We start from the raw sequence: 16412 nt of genomic DNA on the forward strand, positions 1-16412 counted from the left end.
CTTGTCGACGCTGGCGCGCGCCCTGTCAGCCGCACACCCCGGCCGTTCTTTCGGAGTCCCCATGCAGATCCATTTCGCTGCCACCCCGCCGTCCGACGTCCGCCTCCACGCGCGGCCCGTGAACCAGGGGCAGGCGCTGGCCGGTCTCGATCCGGTGATCACCGAGGGTGCGGCGGTCTCGAAGTTTACCGGGCGCACGGCGCAGCTGTTCGAGGGCTTCGCGATAGCCGATGGCGGTGCGGTCAGGCGCATCGCGCTGGTCGGCCTCGGCGAGGCGGGCGCGGCCGAGCGCCGCGCGAATTGCGAGAAGGCCGGCGCGGCGATCACCGCCAAGTATCTCGTTTCCGGCGAAAGCGCGCTGGTGCTCGATCTCGGCCATGCCGCGCTGTCGGCGGACGAGGCGGCGGCGGTGCTGCTCGGCCTCAGGCTGCGCGGCTGGCGGCACGACAAGTACCGCACGCGCCTTGCGGCCGACAAGAAGCCCTCGCTCGCCACCGTCCACGTCATCGGCGCGCCGGCCGGGACCGAGGCGGCCTGGGGGCGCGAGGAAGCGGTCGCGCGCGGCGTGGAGTTCACCCGCGCGCTTGTCGCCGAGCCCGCGAACACGCTGTACCCCGCAACCTTCGTCACCGCCTGCGAGGAGGCTTTCGCGGGCACGGGCGCCGAGGTATCCGTGCTCAGCGAGGCGGAGATGGCAAAGCTCGGCATGGGCGCGCTGCTCGGCGTCGGGCAGGGCTCGGAGCGGGAATCCAAGCTCCTTGCGATCCGCTGGAACGGCGGCGCGCCGGGCGAGGCGCCGACGGTGTTCGTCGGCAAGGGCGTCACCTTCGACACCGGCGGCATCTCGCTGAAGCCGGGGCCGGGCATGGAGGACATGAAGTGGGATATGGGCGGCGCGGGCGCCGTCGCCGGCGCGATGCTCGCGCTGGTGGGCCGCAAGGCCAAGGCGAATATCGTCGGCGTCATGGGCCTCGTCGAGAACATGCCCGACGGCAAGGCGCAGCGCCCCGGCGATGTCGTCACCACCATGAGCGGGCAGACCGTCGAGGTGCTCAACACCGATGCCGAAGGCCGCCTGGTGCTGTGCGATGCGCTGCACTGGGCGCAGGAGCAGTATGCCCCCGCGCGGATCGTCGATCTCGCCACGCTGACCGGCGCGATGATCATCTCGCTCGGCACCGAGCACGGCGGGATGTTCGCCAATGACGACACGCTCGCCGAGCAGCTGACGGCGGCGGGCAAGACTTCGGGCGACCGCCTGTGGCGGATGCCGCTCGGCCCGGAATACGACAAGCTGATCGATTCGCCGATCGCCGACATGAAGAACATCGGCCCGCGCGAAGGCGGCTCGATCACCGCCGCGCAGTTCCTGCAGCGCTTCATCAAGGAGGGCACCCCCTGGGCGCACCTCGACATCGCTGGCATGGTCTGGTCGACCAAGCCCGGCGCGACCTGGGACAAGGGCGCGACCGGCTACGGCGTGCGCCTCATCGATCAGTTCGTGCGCGATGCGCTTGAAGGTTGATCCGCGTTTGCGGCCTCAAGGTGCGAAGGGATAGGCCGGAAATGCCAAAAATGCGCAAAAAGGCGGACCTGCCCACGAAAACCTGCCTTGCCTGCGGGCTGCCCTTCACGTGGCGCAAGAAGTGGGAGCGGGATTGGGACAATGTGAAGTATTGTTCCGACCGCTGCCGCCGGGCTAGGTGAACCTCATGAAGTTGGACTTCTGGCAGGTCACCGACGATCCGGTCGAAAAGGTCGTCACACTGATCGCCAAGCGCGCGTGCGGACAGGGCGAGCGGGTGCTGGTCGTCTCCGCCGACGCGCAGCAGCGCGCCGCCGTCTCCGCCGCGCTGTGGCAGGCGGGGGCGGAAAGCTTCCTCGCCAATGGTGAAGCCGATGCGCCGGGGGCGGAGCGCCAGCCGATCCTCCTCGCCGCCGAACCGCTTGCCGCCAACGGCGCACGCCACCTGATCCTCGCCGACGGAACCTTCCGCGAGGCCGAGGGCTTTGCGCGGGTGTTCCTGCTATTCCCCCCCGATCTCGCCCCGGCCGCACGCGCCGCGTGGCGCGCGCAGGACGGGCGCGAGGGGGTGGAGCGGGCCTATTACGCGCAGGAACAGGGGCGCTGGGTCAAGAAGGGCTGACCGCTTGCCGCACGCGCCGCGATCGGTGATGATGGGCGCGGCATCACGATTGGGGCACACGGGCGATGCGCTGGGGGATTGGGGCAATCGCGGGGCTGATGCTGGCCGGCTGCGGCAGCGGCACCGGCGGCGATGCCGCGGCCGAGCGCCCGCTCGCCGAGCACACCATCGACCCTGAAACCGGCGAGACCCGCATCACCATCCCCCGCGCCGAGGGCACCGCCACCTTGCGCGCCGGGCCGCGGGTGCCGGTGGTCCTGCCGGACGGTCTTGCGCTCCCGGATGGCGCGACAATCCGCGATCACGCCCGGTTCGAGCGTGCGGGGGGCGAAGGCATTCTCGTCACCTTCGAGACCGATGTGCCCGCTGCCGACGTCGTCGCCCGGCTGCGCGATCAGGCGGTCGCGGCCGGCTTTGCGGTCACGCTCGAGAACGCGGCGAGCGGCACCCTGCTGCTGATCGGCGCACGGCCGCGCGACGGCGCGCGTCTGGCGATCAGCGCGACCGAGGGCGCACCGACCAAAGCCCAGCTGGTGTTCACCGCCTTCCCGCCCGGCTGACCCGCCCGCTCGCGCGCGCTTGCCATTTCGCACTGCAGCATCTAGGGGGCGCGCCAAGTTCTCCCCCAACATAAAAAGACGTTCACAGGAGCATTCCCATGGCGGTCACCCGCACCTTCTCGATCATCAAGCCCGATGCCACCCGCCGCAATCTGACCGGTGCGGTCACCAAGATGCTGGAAGAGGCCGGCCTGCGCGTCGTCGCCTCCAAGCGCATCCACATGACCCGCGAGCAGGCCGAAGGCTTCTACGCGGTCCATAAGGAGCGCCCGTTCTTCGGTGAACTGGTCGAATTCATGATGAGCGAGCCGGTGGTGGTGCAGGTTCTGGAAGGCGAAGACGCTGTCGCCCGCAACCGCGACATCATGGGCGCGACCAACCCCGCCGACGCCGCGCCGGGCACGATCCGCAAGGAACTCGCGCTTTCGATCGGCGAGAACACCGTCCACGGTTCGGACTCGGAAGAAAACGCCGCGATCGAGATCGCCTACTTCTTCAAGGACGAAGAGATCGTCGGCTGAGGTTTTCCGACCTGGCGACACGCAAAGGGCCGTCCCGATGGGGCGGCCCTTTTCGTTTGAACCCCGATTTCCGTTCGTGTCGAGCGTAGTCGAGACACCTGCATCGTGGCCTCTCGACTTCGCTCGAGGCGAACGGGGCCAAGGGCTAATCCGCCCCGGCGAACCGCGCGAGCTGCTCGGCGTGGGCGTGGTGGTGCCCGCCCTCGCTTGCGGCCATCACCTTGCGCATCGCCGCCAGCGCTTCGGGGGTGAGAGGGAGGCCGAGCTCGGCATAGACCCGCGCGATGGCGCTCTCCCAATCATCGTTCAGCGCATCGAAGCGCGCGCGCGCCACCGGCCCGTGCCAATCTGCCAGCACCTCGGCCATGCGGCCATCGCGCAGCGCGATCTTGTGCCGCCAGCGCGCCGCGATCGCATCGAGACAGCAGCTGTCAGACTGGATCGCCATCTGGTTCGCCGCGAGGCTGACGGCGCTCTTGAGCACCGCCGCTTGGTCCCGTTCGGCGATGACAAGCCGGGCTTGCGGGAACAGCGCGAGGATCGTCGCGAGGTCCTCGGAAAAGGCAGGCACCTTCATCACCCGCGGCTTGCCTGCGATCCCCCGGTGCGCGGCGTCGGTCTGGAGGATGCGCCGGAACTCGCGGTAGACGGGCGCAGGGTCACGCGCCTCGCTCCACGCCGAATAGGCGGGGATATGCCACTGGCTCTCGTAGATCGAATGGTGGAGCGCGGCGGAAATCCACGCCAGCTCCTCTTCCACCTTGGCGGGGGCCATCGGGTGGATCGATTGCATCCACGGGTTGAGCAGGCCGAGCATCGCCAGCTCCACCGCCGCCTTGACCCGGTTCATCCCGAAGCGCGCCGGGACGGGATGGTAGGCATCGCAATAGCGGGTGTGCGAATGCGCCGGGTCGGCGGCGAGCAGGGTGTGGATGCGGGTGGTGCCGCTGCGCATATGCCCGATGACGATGATCGGCGGGGCGAGCGGTGTGTCGAGCAGCTCGGGCCGCTCCAGCCACAGTGCCCCGAAGGCAAGGCGGTTCTTCACCACCCGCGCCAGCTGTCCCCACGCCATTGCGCGGCCCAGCGGGTTGAGATCGGCCTCGGCCTCGATTGCCGCGATCATCCGGGCGAGCCGCTCGCGGAAATCGGCGACGTCTTGCGCAGAGCGCCCGCCATGCTCTGCCGCCTCGGCGCGCGCGCCATGCGCCTTGGCGGCGAAGGCCCACAGTTCCTCGGGGTCGAGCACGGGCGGGGGGAGCCACCCGCGCTCCCACGCCTTGCCGAGGAAGTCGTTCGCCTTCTCGGCGAGCGGGCCTCGGGCGAGCAGGTGATCGCGGACCGGCGGCATCAGAACGCGTCCGCCGCGTCCATCAGACGCGTGAGGCGCTTGGGCGCGACGTTGCGCCAGCTGCGCTGGAGCCATTGAGCGACCTCGTCCCAGTCCACCCCCGGACGGTTGAGGATTATCCCCACCCACCCGCTCGCCCCGTAATAGGCGGGCTTGTAGTAGATATCGGGCTGGCTCTCGACGAGGTTCAAGAGCTCGTCCATCGATCCCGTGCGCACGAGGCAAGCGATGTGGGGCGTGCCGTGGTGCTGATCGGCGAAGTAGGCGAAGAACTTGCCCGCCTTCTCGCCGCCGACGCGAAAGCCCGGGCTGCCGTGGCTCTCGCGCTCGTCGGTCTCTGGCAACGCCAAGGCGAGGGCGCGCACCCGTTGGAGCAGCGCCGCCGGATCGCGCCAGCGCCCGACATAATCGGCCACCGCGCGCGGGTAGAGCTGGTGCTCGGCAAACTTGACGCGGTTCGCGAGGCTCTCGGGCGTGTCGCCCGGCACGATCGGCACGGCGAGCTGCGCCAGCACCTCGCCCGCGTCGAGTTCGGGCGTGACGAGGTGGACCGAGGTGCCCGCGTGGCTGTCTCCCGCTTCAAGCGCGCGGGCGTGGGTGTCGAGCCCCTTGTAGAGCGGCAGCAGCGAGGGGTGGATGTTGAGCATCCGGCCCGCCCAGCGCTCCACGAAGCCGTCCGAAAGGATGCGCATATAGCCGGCAAGGACGATATATTCGGCGCCCGCTGCTATCACGGCGGCCTCCATCGCGGCATCATGCGCCTCGCGGGTGAGCCCCTTGTGGGACTGCGCGAAGGTGGCAATCCCCTCGGCTGCGGCAAGTGCGAGGCCGGGCGCGTCCGGATCGTTGCTGGCGACGAGCGCCACATCGTAGGGGCATCCCTCAATGCGGCTCGCATAGACAAGCGCGGCCATGTTGGTCCCCGCGCCCGAAATGAAGACGGCGATGCGGGCCTTGTCGGTCACAGACCACCTCCGTTTGCCTCGAGCGAAGTCGAGAGGCCCGCTGCAATGTATCTCGACTGCGCTCGACACGCGCGGGGAGGGCGGAATTCAGCCAAGATGCGTCGCACTCCAGTCCGCCTTGGCCGACCACGTCTCGATCGAGCCGCGCACCGTGCAGCCCTTCTCGCCGCTCGCGATGCGGCCGACGATGACGACGGTCTCGCCCGCCGCTTCGAGCCGCGCGGTGACCTCGGCGACATTCCCCTCGCTCACGGCCAGCACCATGCCGACCCCGCAGTTGAAGGTGCGTGCCATTTCCTCGGGCTCGATGTTCCCCTGCGCCTGAAGGAAGGCCATCAGCCGCGGCTGGGGCCACAGGTCGGCATCGACATGGGCGTGGGCGCCGTCCGGCAGGATCCGCGGGATGTTTTCCAGAAGCCCGCCGCCGGTGATGTGGGCGAGGGCATTGACCAGCCCCGCACGGATCAGCGGCAGGAGGCTCGCGACATAGATGCGGGTCGGCGCGATCAGGGCGTCGATCAGGAGCACGTCCTGATCGAACAGGGCGGGGCGATTGAGCTTCCAGCCCTTGTCCGCCGCCAGACGCCTCACCAGCGAATAGCCGTTGGAATGGACACCGCTCGATGCGAGGCCCAGCAGCACGTCACCGGGCGCAACCTTGTCGCCCGTCAACTGCTCGCCGCGCTCCACCGCGCCGACGCAGAAGCCCGCGAGGTCGTAGTCCCCGGCAGCATACATCCCCGGCATCTCCGCCGTCTCGCCCCCGATCAGCGCGCAGCCTGCCATTGTGCAGCCTTCCGCGATCCCGGCGATGACCCGCTCGGCGACGCCGTTCTCCAGCTTGCCGGTGGCGAAATAATCAAGGAAAAACAGAGGCTCCGCGCCCTGCACGATGAGGTCGTTGACGCACATCGCGACCAGATCGATGCCGACGGTGTCGTGCCGGTCATGCTCGATTGCAAGCTTCAGCTTGGTGCCCACGCCGTCATTGGCGGCGACCAGCAGCGGATCGGTGTAGCCCGCCGCGCGCGGGTCGAAGAACCCGCCGAAGCCGCCCAACTCGCTCGTCGCGCCGGGCCGCGCGGTGGCTTTCGCCAAGGGCGCGATGGCCTTGACCAGCGCATTGCCCGCCGCGATCGACACCCCGGCGTCCGCATAGGTGTAGCCGGTGCCCTTGGCCGGGCCGCTCTCGTTTGTCCCCGAAGTCATGCACGCCGCCATAGCTGTTCGCGCTTGGAATTCCACCTGCCTTTGGGCAAAGGACGAGGCCTGTCCCCATGAGCGCTTCGCTTTCTCCTCCGGGCCCCGCTGCCGCACCCGTCAATCCGCTCCGCCGCTGGATCGGCTCGGCGGCGCTGGCGCTCGCGCTGATGGGCGGCGGCTATGCCGTGCTCGCGCAGATCGCGGGCGACCGCGGCATCGCGCCGACCGCAGCAAGCTCGGACATTGAGGTCAAGGGCGTCAAGGTCGACGTGCAGGGCAAGAGCGCCGAGGACGCGCGCGCCAACGGCTGGCGCGAGGCGCAGAAGCTGGCCTGGGCGAAGCTCGGCGGGCCGCAGTTGTCGGAGGGCCAGCTTGCCGGCATCGTCTTGGCAATGGTGATCGAGCGCGAACAGCTCGGCCCCCGGCGCTACATCGCAAGCCTCGGCGTGGTGTTCGACCGGCAGCGGGCCGGCTCCTACCTCGGCGGGGCGCAGCAGGCGGCCCGCTCGGCGCCGCTGCTGCTCGTCCCGGTGGTGGAGAGCGGCGGGGCCTACATCACCTTCGAACAGCGCAACCCCTGGCAGCGCGCCTGGGCGGAGTTCAACCCGGGCGCCAGTCGCATCGACTACGTGCGCTTGAACGGCGGCGGGGGCGATTCGCTGCTCGTCAATTTCGGGCAGGCGACCCGCCGCAGCCGCGCCTGGTGGCGCACCGCGCTCGACCAGTACGGCGCGACCGACGTGCTGATGGCCTATGCCCGGCTCGACCACCAGTTCCCCGGCGGCCCGGTCACCGGCACCTTCACCGCGCGCTACGGCCCCGACAGCCGCCCGCTCGAGACCTTCACCCTCAAGGCCGACAGCGCCGAGACCCTGCCGGCGATGCTCGCGCAGGCGGTGGAGCGCTTCGACGGGATCTTCACCGCCGCGCTCAATGCCGGCAAGCTGCGGCCCGACCCGACGCTGAGGCTGGGCGGCGGGGGGCAGATCGACCCGGCGATCCAGCGGCTGATCGAGATCGGCCGCGCCTCACAGGCGCGCCGGGCGGCGGAGGCGGCGGCGCTCGCTTCGGGCGCGCCGCGGATCGAGGCGGTGCCGGTCACCGGGATCGAGCCGAGCGAGGCGCAGCTGCGGCTCTTCACCGTCCAGTTCGCGACCCCCGATGCGGCGGCCTTCGATGCCTCGCTTAGCGGCGTGCGTGCGGCGGGCGGCGTGCGCAGCGTGGGCGTGACCAGCACCGCGATCGGCGGCACCTCGGTGATGGCGGTGACCTATGCCGGCACCCTCGAGGAGCTCGCCGGCGCGCTCGAGGCGCGCGGTTTCACGGTGCGGCGAGGGGCGAACGCGCTCGCCATCAGCCGCTGAGGCCGGGGCGAGCGGCGATGCGCGAGCCCTCCCAGATCGCCCTGCCGCTGGCCGCGCATCGGCCTGCGGGGGCGCAGCGCATCGTGGTCGGCGCCGCCAATGCCGCTGTGATCGAGGCGCTGCGCACGCCCGAGCGCTGGCCGTTCCATGTCGCCGTCCTCACCGGTCCGCCGCGGTCGGGCAAGTCGCTGCTTGGCCGCTGGGCGGCGGGGCTGAACGACGCGCTCGAAGTGATCGACGACGCCGAGACGCTCGAGGAGACCGCGCTGTTTCACCGCTGGAATGCCGTCCAGCAGGGCGGCACGCGGGAGGGCGGGGCGCTGCTGCTGATCGCCAACGCCGAGGAGGAGACCGGCGGCTGGCGCATCGCGCTCCCCGACCTTGCCTCGCGCATCGGCGGCTCGCTGCAAATGCGCATCGGCGCGCCCGACGATGCGATGGCGGGCGACATGATCCTCGCCCATGCGGAGGCGCGCGGGCTCAGCCTGCCCGAGGGCGCGGCGGATTACCTCGCGGCGCGGACCACCCGCAGCTTTGCCGCCATCGAGGCGCTGGTCGCGGCCATCGACCGCATCTCCCTTGAACGCCAGCAGCCTGCCACCATGTCTGTGTGGCGCGCGGCGCTCGAGGCTCTTCACGGGCCCGAGCAGCAGCGCCTCTTGTAACCCATGCGATTGCATCGGCGGGACTTTGGTGGGAAGGTGCGGGGCGATGTTCGAGCAACTGGTCAGCTATCTGGACTCGGTCCGCGCCCGTGACCCGGCGCCGCGTTCGCGCTGGGAGATTCTGCTCTACCCCGGGGTCTGGGCGCTCGGTTTTCACCGCGTGGCGCACTGGCTGTTCGAGGCGCAGCTCTATTTCCTCGCGCGGCTGGTCAATCACCTGTCGCGGCTGCTGACCGCAATCGACATCCATCCGGGCGCGCTGATCGGGAAGAACTTTTTCATCGACCACGGCTTCGTGGTGATCGGCGAGACCGCCGAGATCGGCGACAACGTGACGATCTACCAATGCGTGACGCTGGGCGGCACCAACCCCGCCAACGGCAAGGGCGGCAAGCGCCATCCAACCTTGCGCGACAATGTCATCATCGGCTCGGGCGCGCAGATCATCGGTCCGATCGTGGTCGGCGAGCGCGCCCGTGTCGGCGCCAATGCGGTCGTCACCGACGATGTGCCCGCAGGTGCGACGATGGTCGGCATCAAGGCCCGCTCGACGCTGGTTCCGGCTGAGGCGTGGATGCGCGAATTCGTGCCTTACGGCACCCCCTGCGACGATCCGCCCTGCGACGACCAGGGCCGCCCGCGCCGCGACTGCATCGAGAAGCTCGAGGGCGAGGTCGCGCAGATGCGCGAGGAGATGGCGGCACTGCGGGCGCTGCTGGCCGAGCGCGAGGCCCCCGCGCCCCCGCCGCCGCTCGAACCCGCGCCCGAGCCGGTGCGGCTGCGCAAGCGCGCGGTGAAGGAATAGGGTAGCGCATGGCCGCCACGCACACCCCGGGGCTCCCCGGTCAGGTGGTTCCCTTCCCGGCGCGCGGCGCGGACCAGGTCGGGTTCGAACGCGCCGAGCTGATGCGCATCCTCGACCTCTACGGCCGGATGGTCGCCGCCGGCGAGTGGCGCGACTACGCGATGGACTTCACCCGCCAGGCCGCGACCTTCGCCGCCTTCCGCCGCACCGCCGAACGCCCCCAGGCTCGCGTGGAAAAGCGCCCCGCACTGCGCGGCAAGCAGGGGATGTGGACCTTGTTCGGCGAGCACGGGCAGGTGCTGAAGCGAGGGCATGATCTGGCGAACGTCCTAGCGCCGATGGAGCGGCGGTTGCTGAAGGCGGTGGAGGAGTAGGCTCGTCTCATTGCGCAATATGGTGGCGAAAGTGGCAGCTTTCAGGCATCTCGGCTGCCTCCTTGAATGGCTGAAGCTGGGTGGTTTGCGGAAGGTCGACTATCGCTGCCCCGACAACCTACTGGTCCAGCGTATCATTCTGCGATTTCGTGGCACGCTCGGCTTCGGCTTCGGCTGCCGAGCGAGCGATGTCATTGTAGGCGCGCCGTGCAGAGGAGTTGCGGGACGCGTTGTACAGCTCCGCGACCAGCGCCCGATCGAATGATGTCATTTCGGCAGGCGGTTCCGCATCGTCGAACAAGGACAAAATCGTGGAAGCTGGGACAGACCCATCCCGGGAAGGCGCAGATGTGCCGACGAGCGTTCGCACAGTCGCATAGTCGGCCAGTTGCGCCAGCGTGAAACCATGCGCTGCTTCGCGCGAGATCAGGAGCGCTGCCCCGGTGATTTCGGTGGTAACGATCGGGTCGGACGAATTGAACGCCTCTACCTCCGCATATTCCGGGAAACGAAGCTGGTCTCCCAGACGGACGCGGAACGCTCTTCCGTTGACATCGCGAACCGCTACCCGGTTCCATCCCCGCACCGGCCCTGCCTCGCTCAACACCTGCTCGCGCTGGTATCCGGCGAGGTGCGCGATCGAGGGCGAGTCCGCAGAGAGCCAGCGCTCCGGCGGACCGGCCTCGGGCGCCATGAAGGCAACCCTCACTGTCGCAATGCAATCGGGGTTGTCGTCAGAACCGATGCCGAAGTCACGGGCGTGGGCACGAATGCGTTGCGCGATAGCCTCGGCGTCGGGCGCTGCAAGGCCAAGCACCTTGACGCACACCGGGTGGAGAAACTTCGCCACCGGCTGCCTCAGGCGAGGAGAGCGGATGATCTGCTTGGTGAAATCGCGCAATTTTCCGCGTCGTTCGCGTTCGGTCGGTGGCGGCGTCACGATGATGGTGGGGCCCTGCGGTGCCGGCGGCTCAGCGGATTGCGTAACTTCATGCGTCGCGGGCGACACGGCTGCCAAGGCAAGCGCGAAGGTGATGATGTCCAACGACATGGGGAGCATCATAACCGTTGAATGATAAAGCGGAAATCGTTTCGCCGTTGCGCGAACGGCCACTTCTGGGTCGCTTCCTTAACGGCTGCTTTTGACGGACGATGAGCGTTCCCGCCGTTTCCTACAGCTCTACCCAGCACTACAATTCGCGGTGGTTCTTTCCCATCGTTGTGCCCGGCCTGCGACGGCGTTTGGTCGCCGGGGCGCGAAACAAGGCCCCGCTACCCTGTCCGTCCGCTTCGCGAAAGCGGGTGCAGGCGATTGAAAAAATTGGATTATCCGCGAACGAGCAAAGCGGACGGGGTGTCCGCTTTGTCCCCCTGAAAGCGAAAGGCCCGCCCCCTCGCGGGGACGGGCCTCCAGCGTTCGGTTACGAGAAGCCGGATCAGCCGCGCGCGCTGGTCGGCCCGGTGCCCGTCACCTTCTGCATCGCGCGCAGGATGTTGCCCGATTGCTCGCTGCCCGATTGCGGCGCGATGAGGTTGGTGAACGAATTGATCTCCTCCCAGTGCGCCGCGAAGCCTTCGACCGTGCGCTCGCCCTCAGGCAGCCACACCGCGTCGTTCATCACCGTCCACGAGGAGTGGAAGCCGCCCGCGCCCGCGCCGACGATCGCGTTGGTCGGCGCGTCTTCGGAGACGAGGAACAGCGCGGCCGGGACCACGTTCTCGGGTGCGAAGAGCTTGAAGGCCTCCTCCGGGAAGAGGTCCTCGGTCATGCGGGTGCCCGCGACCGGCGAGAGGGTGTTGACGCGCACATTGTACTTCGCGCCTTCCAGCGCGAGCGTCTTGGTGAGGCCGGCGAGGCCGAGCTTGGCCGCACCGTAATTCGCCTGGCCGAAATTGCCGAACAGGCCGGTCGACGAGGCGGTCATCAGGATGCGGCCGTAGCCCTGCTCGCGCATCAGCTCCCAGCACGCCTTGGTGGCGAAGGCGCTGCCGGTGAGGTGGACCTTGACGACGAATTCGAAGTCGGCGGGCTCCATCTTGACGAAGGTCTTGTCGCGAAGGACGCCCGCGTTGTTGATGAGGACGTGGACGCCGCCCCACTTCTCCTTGGCCTGGGCGACCATGGCTTCCATCTGCTCGAATTCGGTCACCGAGTGCCCGTTGGCGATCGCCTCGCCGCCCGCCGCCTCGATTTCCGCCACGACCTGCGCGGCGGCGTCCGAGGTGCCGGTGCCGTCGCGCGCGCCGCCCAGGTCGTTGACGACGACCTTCGCGCCGCGCCGGGCGAGTTCCAATGCATAGGCCTTGCCGAGCCCGCCGCCGGCGCCGGTGACGATGGCGACCTTGTCCTTGAAGCTGATGGTCATGTGTCTCTCTCCTTGCGCGTGTGAGAGGGCGTGCTTTACGCCCGCGTAAACCGTTGTGCGGCGCGCTGCGTGGCACTTTCGCGGGCCGCTTGCAACAGCCGAACTGACAGGGGGCTGTGCCGTAGGGTCAGGGGGCCGGACGCAGGGCGGCGAGGGCGGGAATCAGCTCGCCGAACGAATCGATCACCGCGTCCGCGCCGAGCTCGTGCGGGGGCCTGTCGCAGTAGCCATAGGCGGCCGCGACGACCGGCACGCCCGCGCTCCGCGCCGCGCGCACGTCGTAGGTGGAATCGCCGATGAACACGAAGCGTCCGCTTCCCGTGACCTCGCGGGCCTTGAGGACCGGGGCGGGGTCGGGCTTGGCGAGGAACTGTCCGTCCTCGCCCCTGCCCATGCTGTCGCCGCCGATCACCGTCTCGAAGGCGCCGACGAGGTCCAGCGCCGTCAGCACCTTGCGCGCGAAGGCCTCGAACTTGTTGGTGACGACCGCCATGCGGACCCCTTGCGCGGCAAGCCTCTCCAGCGTCTCGCGCACGCCGGGGTAGGGGACAGTGTGGACCGCGTTGTTCGCCTCGTAGAAGGCGAGCATCGCCTTGTAGAGCCGCCGGAACTCGTCCTCGGGCAGGCCGCCCTGCGCCTCCACCGCGCGGGCGAGCATGATCTTGGCGCCGCCGCCGATCAGGTCCTTGCTGGTTTCGACCGACACCTCGGCAAGCCCCCCGAGCGTCAGCGCATGGTTCACCGCCGCCCCGAGATCGCGGAAAGTGTCGAGCAGGGTGCCGTCGAGGTCGAAGCCGATCGCGTCGAAGGGGATGCGGGTCATGATGTCTCCCGGATTTGGTGGCGGCGTGGCGGAAGCTTCTTCAATCTGCAAGTATTTGCTGGCAAGCGCAGCTTTCCCTAAGGACAAGCGCATGACCACGACGACGACGACCTCTCCCTTCGCCGCCATCATCCTTGCCGCAGGCAAGGGCACCCGCATGAAGAGCGACACGCACAAGGTGCTGCACAAGATCGCCGGCCTGCCGATGCTCGAGCACCTGATGGCGAGCGTCGCCGAACTGGGCCCGGAGCGCACGGCGGTGGTCGTTGGAGCGGGGCGCGCGCAGATCGAAGCGGCGGTGGGGGAGCGCGCCGTCACCTGCCTCCAGGAGCCGCAGCTCGGCACCGGGCACGCGGTCCAGCAGGCGGAGAGCGCGCTGGAAGGCTTCGAAGGCGACGTGCTGGTGCTCTACGGCGACGTGCCCTTCGTGAAGGCGGCGACGATGCGCGCGATGCTGGAGCGGCTGCACGCGGACGACAGCCCGGCGGCGGTGGTTCTCGGCTTCGAGCCCGAGGACCCGCTCGCCTATGGCCGGGTGATCGCGGACGACGAGGGGCGCATCCTCAAGATGGTCGAATACAAGGACGCCGACGAGGGTGAACGCGCCTGCCGACTGTGCAATTCCGGCCTGCTGGCGGCCCGCGGCGCGGACCTGTTCGCGCTGCTGGCGCGGGTCGGCAATGACAATGCGCAGGGCGAGTATTACCTCCCCGACATCGTCAACATCGCCATCGCCGACGGGCGCACCTGCGCGGTGATCGTCGCGACAAGTGCGGACGAGGTCGCCGGGATCAACAGCCGCGCCGAACTCGCCGCAGCCGAGGCGCGCTGGCAGGCCGCGCGGCGCCTGCGGGCGATGGATGAGGGCGCGACCCTGATCGCGCCCGAGACCGTGTTCTTCAGCCACGACACCGTGCTGGGCCGCGACGTCACCATCGAGCCCAATGTCTTCTTCGGTCCCGGCGTGACCATTGCCGACAACGTCCTGATCCGCGCCAACAGCCATATCGAGGGCGCGCGGCTTGCGAGCGGCGTCAAGGTCGGGCCCTTCGCGCGGCTCAGGCCCGGCACGGTGATGGAGGAGGACAGCTTCGTCGGCAATTTCGTCGAGGTGAAGAACGCGGTGCTGCACCAGGGTGCCAAGGCGAGCCACCTCACCTATCTGGGCGACGCGACCATCGGCGCCTTCGCCAACATCGGCGCGGGGACGATCACCTGCAACTATGACGGCTACTTCAAGTACCGGACGGTGATCGGCGAGCGGGCCTTCATCGGTTCCAATTCGGCGCTGGTCGCGCCGGTCACCATCGGCGCGGATGCGATCGTCGCGGCAGGCTCGACGGTCAGCCGGGATGTCGATGCGGGCGAACTCAGGATGGTGCGCGCCGATCAGCTGGTGAAGCCGGGCTGGGCGGACCGCTTCCACGACACGATGAAGAAGAAGAAAGCGGAGAAGAAGGGATGATGACGAGGGCGCTCGGCCTCATGGCCATTGCGATTCTGGTGGGGTGCCATGGGCAGCCGGGAGACAGCGCAGCTGACGGGGCGGTGGCAGCGGCCACGCCGACCGCAGCTGCGACCGCATCCCCGGCGGCGCCTGCCTGCGCTGCGGGGGAGACGCCGGTCTTCGCCTGCAAGTTCAAGGACGGCAAGCGCGTCGCGGTATGCGGCACCGCGCCGGGCACGGCCGAATACCGCTTCGGCGGCGAGACGAGCGAGCTGGTCCTCAAGGGCGGGGAACGGGCCAACGTCATGTATTCGGGCGGGGGCGAAAGCCAGCTCGCCTTCGCGAACGGCGACACCCGCTACGTCGTCTTCAGCCGCATGGTGCGCACCGGCTTCGGGCCGGAGGGCAACAATCCCGCGATCAGCGACGGCATCGTGATCGAGCGCGCCGGCGCGTTCCAGGCGATCCGGGTGTGCGAGGATTCCGATGTGCTCGCGGTCGACGTCAACGCCGCCGAAACCTTCCTGCCTGCCGCCAAGGCATCGGACGGGATGGAGCTGTTCACCGAGGAGACCATCCGCGCGGACCCGCCGTCCCAGTGAGCGGGGAGCAGGCCCTTATCTGCTGGCTGTGCGACCGGCCGCTGGGCGACATCGTCCAGTGGCACCACCCCGTGCCCAAGTCCAAGAAGGGCAAGATCAAGGTTCCGGTGCACCCGATCTGCCACAAGACGATCCACGCCAACTTCACCAACAACGAGCTCGCCCGGATCGGCGCCGACGCGGACGCGATCCGCGCCAACCCGGCGATCGCCAAGTTCGTCGCCTGGGTGAGCGGCAAACCGCCGGATTTCGACGCCCCGACCCGCTAGGCGGAACCGATCGTGCCATGTGACGCTCTCTTGCCGTAGCCAGGAGAGACGCCATGAAAGCCGCCAGATGGATCGCCGCCGGAGCCGGCATCGCCGCCGCTGGGGCGGTCGCCGCGATCGCCCATGCCCGCCAGACCGAGGAGCCGGACTACCGCGTGCTGCGCGCCGATGGCGACGTCGAGGTGCGCGACTATCCCGCGCTGGTGGTGGCCGAAATCAGCAACACCGGCAGCCGCGAAAGCGCGAGCGGGGCGAGCTTCCGCCGGCTTGCCGCCTACATCTTCGCCCAGGACCGCCCCGCGGGCGGCGAGAAGATCGCCATGACCGCGCCCGTCCTTCAGGACGAGATCGCGCCCGGCGCGTGGCGGATGCGGTTCGTCATGCCGGCCCGGTACACGCTCGCGACCCTGCCGCCCGCGCCCTCGGACATCCGCCTTGCCGAAATGCCCGCGCGGCGCATGGCGGCGGTGCGCTTCTCGGGGAATGCCACCGGCGGCGATCTGGCGCTGATGGAGGCGCGCCTCAGGGACTGGATGCGCGAGGCGGGCCTGATGCCGGCGGGCGAGGCGGAATACGCCTTCTACAATGCGCCCATGGTGCCCGGCCCCCTGCGCCGCAACGAGGTGCTGATCCCGGTGGCCACAGCCGGCTAGGTCACGCGTCCTGCATCCGCTCGGCCGCGTCGCCGCCGCCCGCGAGGTAATCGGCTTCCCACTGCTCGAACTCGCTGCGGCTCAGCAGATAGCGCTCGCGCGCCTCGTGAAAGCTGATCGCGCGGTCGCGCACCGCGCGCACCACCTCGTCTTTGCGAGCCTTCGACCAGTGGACACGGTGGGTCTTGGGCAGCTTGTAGTAGCTCTTGATCGCATCGGCGATCGAGACGTCTCTGGGGTAGGCCATCGGTGATGCTCCTCGTCGGTAATGTCGCCCCCGATGACCCGAATGTTGAC

General features: G+C 69.0%; 20 protein-coding genes. 13 read left to right on the forward strand and 7 right to left on the reverse strand.

Translation table 11 applies throughout. The annotated features are described in order from the left end of the window. Window positions 1-61 precede the first annotated feature (61 nt). The 5 genes from OPU67_RS02965 to ndk all read left to right on the forward strand — a co-directional run bounded on the left by OPU67_RS02965 (window position 62) and on the right by ndk (window position 3228). Window positions 62-1525 carry a leucyl aminopeptidase gene (locus OPU67_RS02965; RefSeq protein WP_267617457.1) on the forward strand — a complete coding sequence of 488 codons (1464 nt, stop codon included), beginning with the start codon at window positions 62-64 and terminating at the stop codon, window positions 1523-1525. A 41-nt stretch (window positions 1526-1566) separates the two neighbouring features. Beyond that, a complete protein-coding gene (locus OPU67_RS02970) occupies window positions 1567-1707 on the forward strand; it encodes a DUF2256 domain-containing protein (RefSeq protein WP_267617459.1) in 141 nt (46 codons plus the stop codon). 5 nt (window positions 1708-1712) lie between these two features. Next, window positions 1713-2147, forward strand: a complete 435-nt coding sequence (locus tag OPU67_RS02975) for a DNA polymerase III subunit chi (protein WP_267617461.1) — start codon at window positions 1713-1715, stop codon at window positions 2145-2147. 65 nt (window positions 2148-2212) lie between these two features. Then, complete coding sequence (locus tag OPU67_RS02980) at window positions 2213-2707, forward strand: hypothetical protein (protein ID WP_267617462.1); 495 nt, start codon at window positions 2213-2215, stop codon at window positions 2705-2707. Window positions 2708-2805: 98 nt separating this feature from the next. After that, window positions 2806-3228, forward strand: a complete 423-nt coding sequence (gene ndk, locus OPU67_RS02985; RefSeq protein WP_267617464.1) for a nucleoside-diphosphate kinase — start codon at window positions 2806-2808, stop codon at window positions 3226-3228. 145 nt (window positions 3229-3373) lie between these two features. Here the strand turns inward: ndk and OPU67_RS02990 are convergent, their stop codons facing one another. From OPU67_RS02990 to purM, 3 genes are all read right to left on the reverse strand, one after another. Next, window positions 3374-4579: a sulfotransferase family protein gene (locus OPU67_RS02990; protein WP_267617465.1), complete on the reverse strand. Its 1206-nt coding sequence runs from the start codon at window positions 4577-4579 to the stop codon at window positions 3374-3376. Beyond that, on the reverse strand, window positions 4579-5544 hold the full coding sequence (gene purN, locus OPU67_RS02995) for a phosphoribosylglycinamide formyltransferase (protein ID WP_267617466.1): 966 nt from the start codon (window positions 5542-5544) through the stop codon (window positions 4579-4581). Before purN ends, OPU67_RS02990 begins: the two co-directional genes overlap by 1 nt. Before the next feature lie 87 nt (window positions 5545-5631). Then, window positions 5632-6753: a phosphoribosylformylglycinamidine cyclo-ligase gene (purM, locus tag OPU67_RS03000; RefSeq protein ID WP_267617467.1), complete on the reverse strand. Its 1122-nt coding sequence runs from the start codon at window positions 6751-6753 to the stop codon at window positions 5632-5634. A gap of 68 nt (window positions 6754-6821) precedes the next feature. Here purM and OPU67_RS03005 point away from each other — a divergent pair, with 68 nt between their 5' ends. From OPU67_RS03005 to OPU67_RS03020, 4 genes are read left to right on the forward strand one after another with little or no spacing between them, the layout of a single operon-like run. Next, complete coding sequence (locus tag OPU67_RS03005) at window positions 6822-8111, forward strand: heavy-metal-associated domain-containing protein (protein ID WP_267617468.1); 1290 nt, start codon at window positions 6822-6824, stop codon at window positions 8109-8111. Window positions 8112-8128: 17 nt separating this feature from the next. Continuing rightward, entirely contained in the window at window positions 8129-8776 is a 648-nt protein-coding gene (locus OPU67_RS03010; protein ID WP_267617469.1) for an HdaA/DnaA family protein, read from the forward strand. A 46-nt stretch (window positions 8777-8822) separates the two neighbouring features. Further along, window positions 8823-9581: a serine O-acetyltransferase EpsC gene (gene epsC / locus OPU67_RS03015; protein WP_267617470.1), complete on the forward strand. Its 759-nt coding sequence runs from the start codon at window positions 8823-8825 to the stop codon at window positions 9579-9581. A gap of 8 nt (window positions 9582-9589) precedes the next feature. Further along, window positions 9590-9955, forward strand: coding sequence for a DUF2794 domain-containing protein (locus tag OPU67_RS03020; protein WP_267617471.1), 366 nt, complete (start codon window positions 9590-9592; stop codon window positions 9953-9955). 118 nt (window positions 9956-10073) lie between these two features. On the opposite strand, the gene OPU67_RS03025 is transcribed toward OPU67_RS03020, so the two are convergent. The 3 genes from OPU67_RS03025 to OPU67_RS03035 form a co-directional block, all read right to left on the reverse strand. Continuing rightward, a complete protein-coding gene (locus OPU67_RS03025) occupies window positions 10074-11000 on the reverse strand; it encodes a hypothetical protein (protein ID WP_267617472.1) in 927 nt (308 codons plus the stop codon). Window positions 11001-11391: 391 nt separating this feature from the next. Continuing rightward, a complete protein-coding gene (locus OPU67_RS03030; RefSeq protein WP_267617473.1) occupies window positions 11392-12321 on the reverse strand; it encodes an SDR family NAD(P)-dependent oxidoreductase in 930 nt (309 codons plus the stop codon). A 127-nt stretch (window positions 12322-12448) separates the two neighbouring features. Continuing rightward, window positions 12449-13144: an HAD-IA family hydrolase gene (locus tag OPU67_RS03035; protein ID WP_267617474.1), complete on the reverse strand. Its 696-nt coding sequence runs from the start codon at window positions 13142-13144 to the stop codon at window positions 12449-12451. 91 nt (window positions 13145-13235) lie between these two features. Here OPU67_RS03035 and glmU point away from each other — a divergent pair, with 91 nt between their 5' ends. From glmU to OPU67_RS03055, 4 genes are read left to right on the forward strand one after another with little or no spacing between them, the layout of a single operon-like run. Beyond that, window positions 13236-14609, forward strand: coding sequence for a bifunctional UDP-N-acetylglucosamine diphosphorylase/glucosamine-1-phosphate N-acetyltransferase GlmU (glmU, locus tag OPU67_RS03040; RefSeq protein ID WP_267617475.1), 1374 nt, complete (start codon window positions 13236-13238; stop codon window positions 14607-14609). Between the two features lie 20 nt (window positions 14610-14629). Then, a complete protein-coding gene (locus OPU67_RS03045; protein WP_267617476.1) occupies window positions 14630-15193 on the forward strand; it encodes a hypothetical protein in 564 nt (187 codons plus the stop codon). Continuing rightward, the gene (locus tag OPU67_RS03050; protein ID WP_267617477.1) at window positions 15190-15462 is read left to right on the forward strand and encodes an HNH endonuclease; all 273 of its coding nucleotides are present in this window, start codon (window positions 15190-15192) and stop codon (window positions 15460-15462) included. The genes OPU67_RS03045 and OPU67_RS03050 overlap by 4 nt, the downstream gene beginning before the upstream one ends. A 53-nt stretch (window positions 15463-15515) precedes the next feature. Then, a complete protein-coding gene (locus tag OPU67_RS03055) occupies window positions 15516-16115 on the forward strand; it encodes an SOUL family heme-binding protein (protein ID WP_267617478.1) in 600 nt (199 codons plus the stop codon). Between the two features lies 1 nt (window position 16116). On the opposite strand, the gene OPU67_RS03060 is transcribed toward OPU67_RS03055, so the two are convergent. Next, window positions 16117-16362, reverse strand: coding sequence for a DUF1153 domain-containing protein (locus tag OPU67_RS03060; protein WP_267617479.1), 246 nt, complete (start codon window positions 16360-16362; stop codon window positions 16117-16119). Window positions 16363-16412 lie beyond the last annotated feature (50 nt).

The organism is Erythrobacter sp. WG, from assembly GCF_026586795.1.
GTDB lineage: Bacteria > Pseudomonadota > Alphaproteobacteria > Sphingomonadales > Sphingomonadaceae > Erythrobacter.

Bases quoted from the DNA above. Each gene is read 5' to 3' on its own strand.
- purM (WP_267617467.1), bottom strand. From the start codon at position 6,753: ATGACTTCGGGGACAAACGAGAGCGGCCCGGCCAAGGGCACCGGCTAC.
- OPU67_RS03060 (WP_267617479.1), bottom strand. From the start codon at position 16,362: ATGGCCTACCCCAGAGACGTCTCGATCGCCGATGCGATCAAGAGCTAC.
- OPU67_RS03035 (WP_267617474.1), bottom strand. From the start codon at position 13,144: ATGACCCGCATCCCCTTCGACGCGATCGGCTTCGACCTCGACGGCACC.
- OPU67_RS02975 (WP_267617461.1), top strand. From the start codon at position 1,713: ATGAAGTTGGACTTCTGGCAGGTCACCGACGATCCGGTCGAAAAGGTC.
- OPU67_RS03045 (WP_267617476.1), top strand. From the start codon at position 14,630: ATGGCCATTGCGATTCTGGTGGGGTGCCATGGGCAGCCGGGAGACAGC.
- OPU67_RS03020 (WP_267617471.1), top strand. From the start codon at position 9,590: ATGGCCGCCACGCACACCCCGGGGCTCCCCGGTCAGGTGGTTCCCTTC.
- ndk (WP_267617464.1), top strand. From the start codon at position 2,806: ATGGCGGTCACCCGCACCTTCTCGATCATCAAGCCCGATGCCACCCGC.
- OPU67_RS03055 (WP_267617478.1), top strand. From the start codon at position 15,516: ATGAAAGCCGCCAGATGGATCGCCGCCGGAGCCGGCATCGCCGCCGCT.
- OPU67_RS03010 (WP_267617469.1), top strand. From the start codon at position 8,129: ATGCGCGAGCCCTCCCAGATCGCCCTGCCGCTGGCCGCGCATCGGCCT.
- epsC (WP_267617470.1), top strand. From the start codon at position 8,823: ATGTTCGAGCAACTGGTCAGCTATCTGGACTCGGTCCGCGCCCGTGAC.
- OPU67_RS02965 (WP_267617457.1), top strand. From the start codon at position 62: ATGCAGATCCATTTCGCTGCCACCCCGCCGTCCGACGTCCGCCTCCAC.
- OPU67_RS03030 (WP_267617473.1), bottom strand. From the start codon at position 12,321: ATGACCATCAGCTTCAAGGACAAGGTCGCCATCGTCACCGGCGCCGGC.
- glmU (WP_267617475.1), top strand. From the start codon at position 13,236: ATGACCACGACGACGACGACCTCTCCCTTCGCCGCCATCATCCTTGCC.
- OPU67_RS03005 (WP_267617468.1), top strand. From the start codon at position 6,822: ATGAGCGCTTCGCTTTCTCCTCCGGGCCCCGCTGCCGCACCCGTCAAT.
- OPU67_RS02980 (WP_267617462.1), top strand. From the start codon at position 2,213: ATGCGCTGGGGGATTGGGGCAATCGCGGGGCTGATGCTGGCCGGCTGC.
- OPU67_RS02990 (WP_267617465.1), bottom strand. From the start codon at position 4,579: ATGCCGCCGGTCCGCGATCACCTGCTCGCCCGAGGCCCGCTCGCCGAG.
- OPU67_RS02970 (WP_267617459.1), top strand. From the start codon at position 1,567: ATGCCAAAAATGCGCAAAAAGGCGGACCTGCCCACGAAAACCTGCCTT.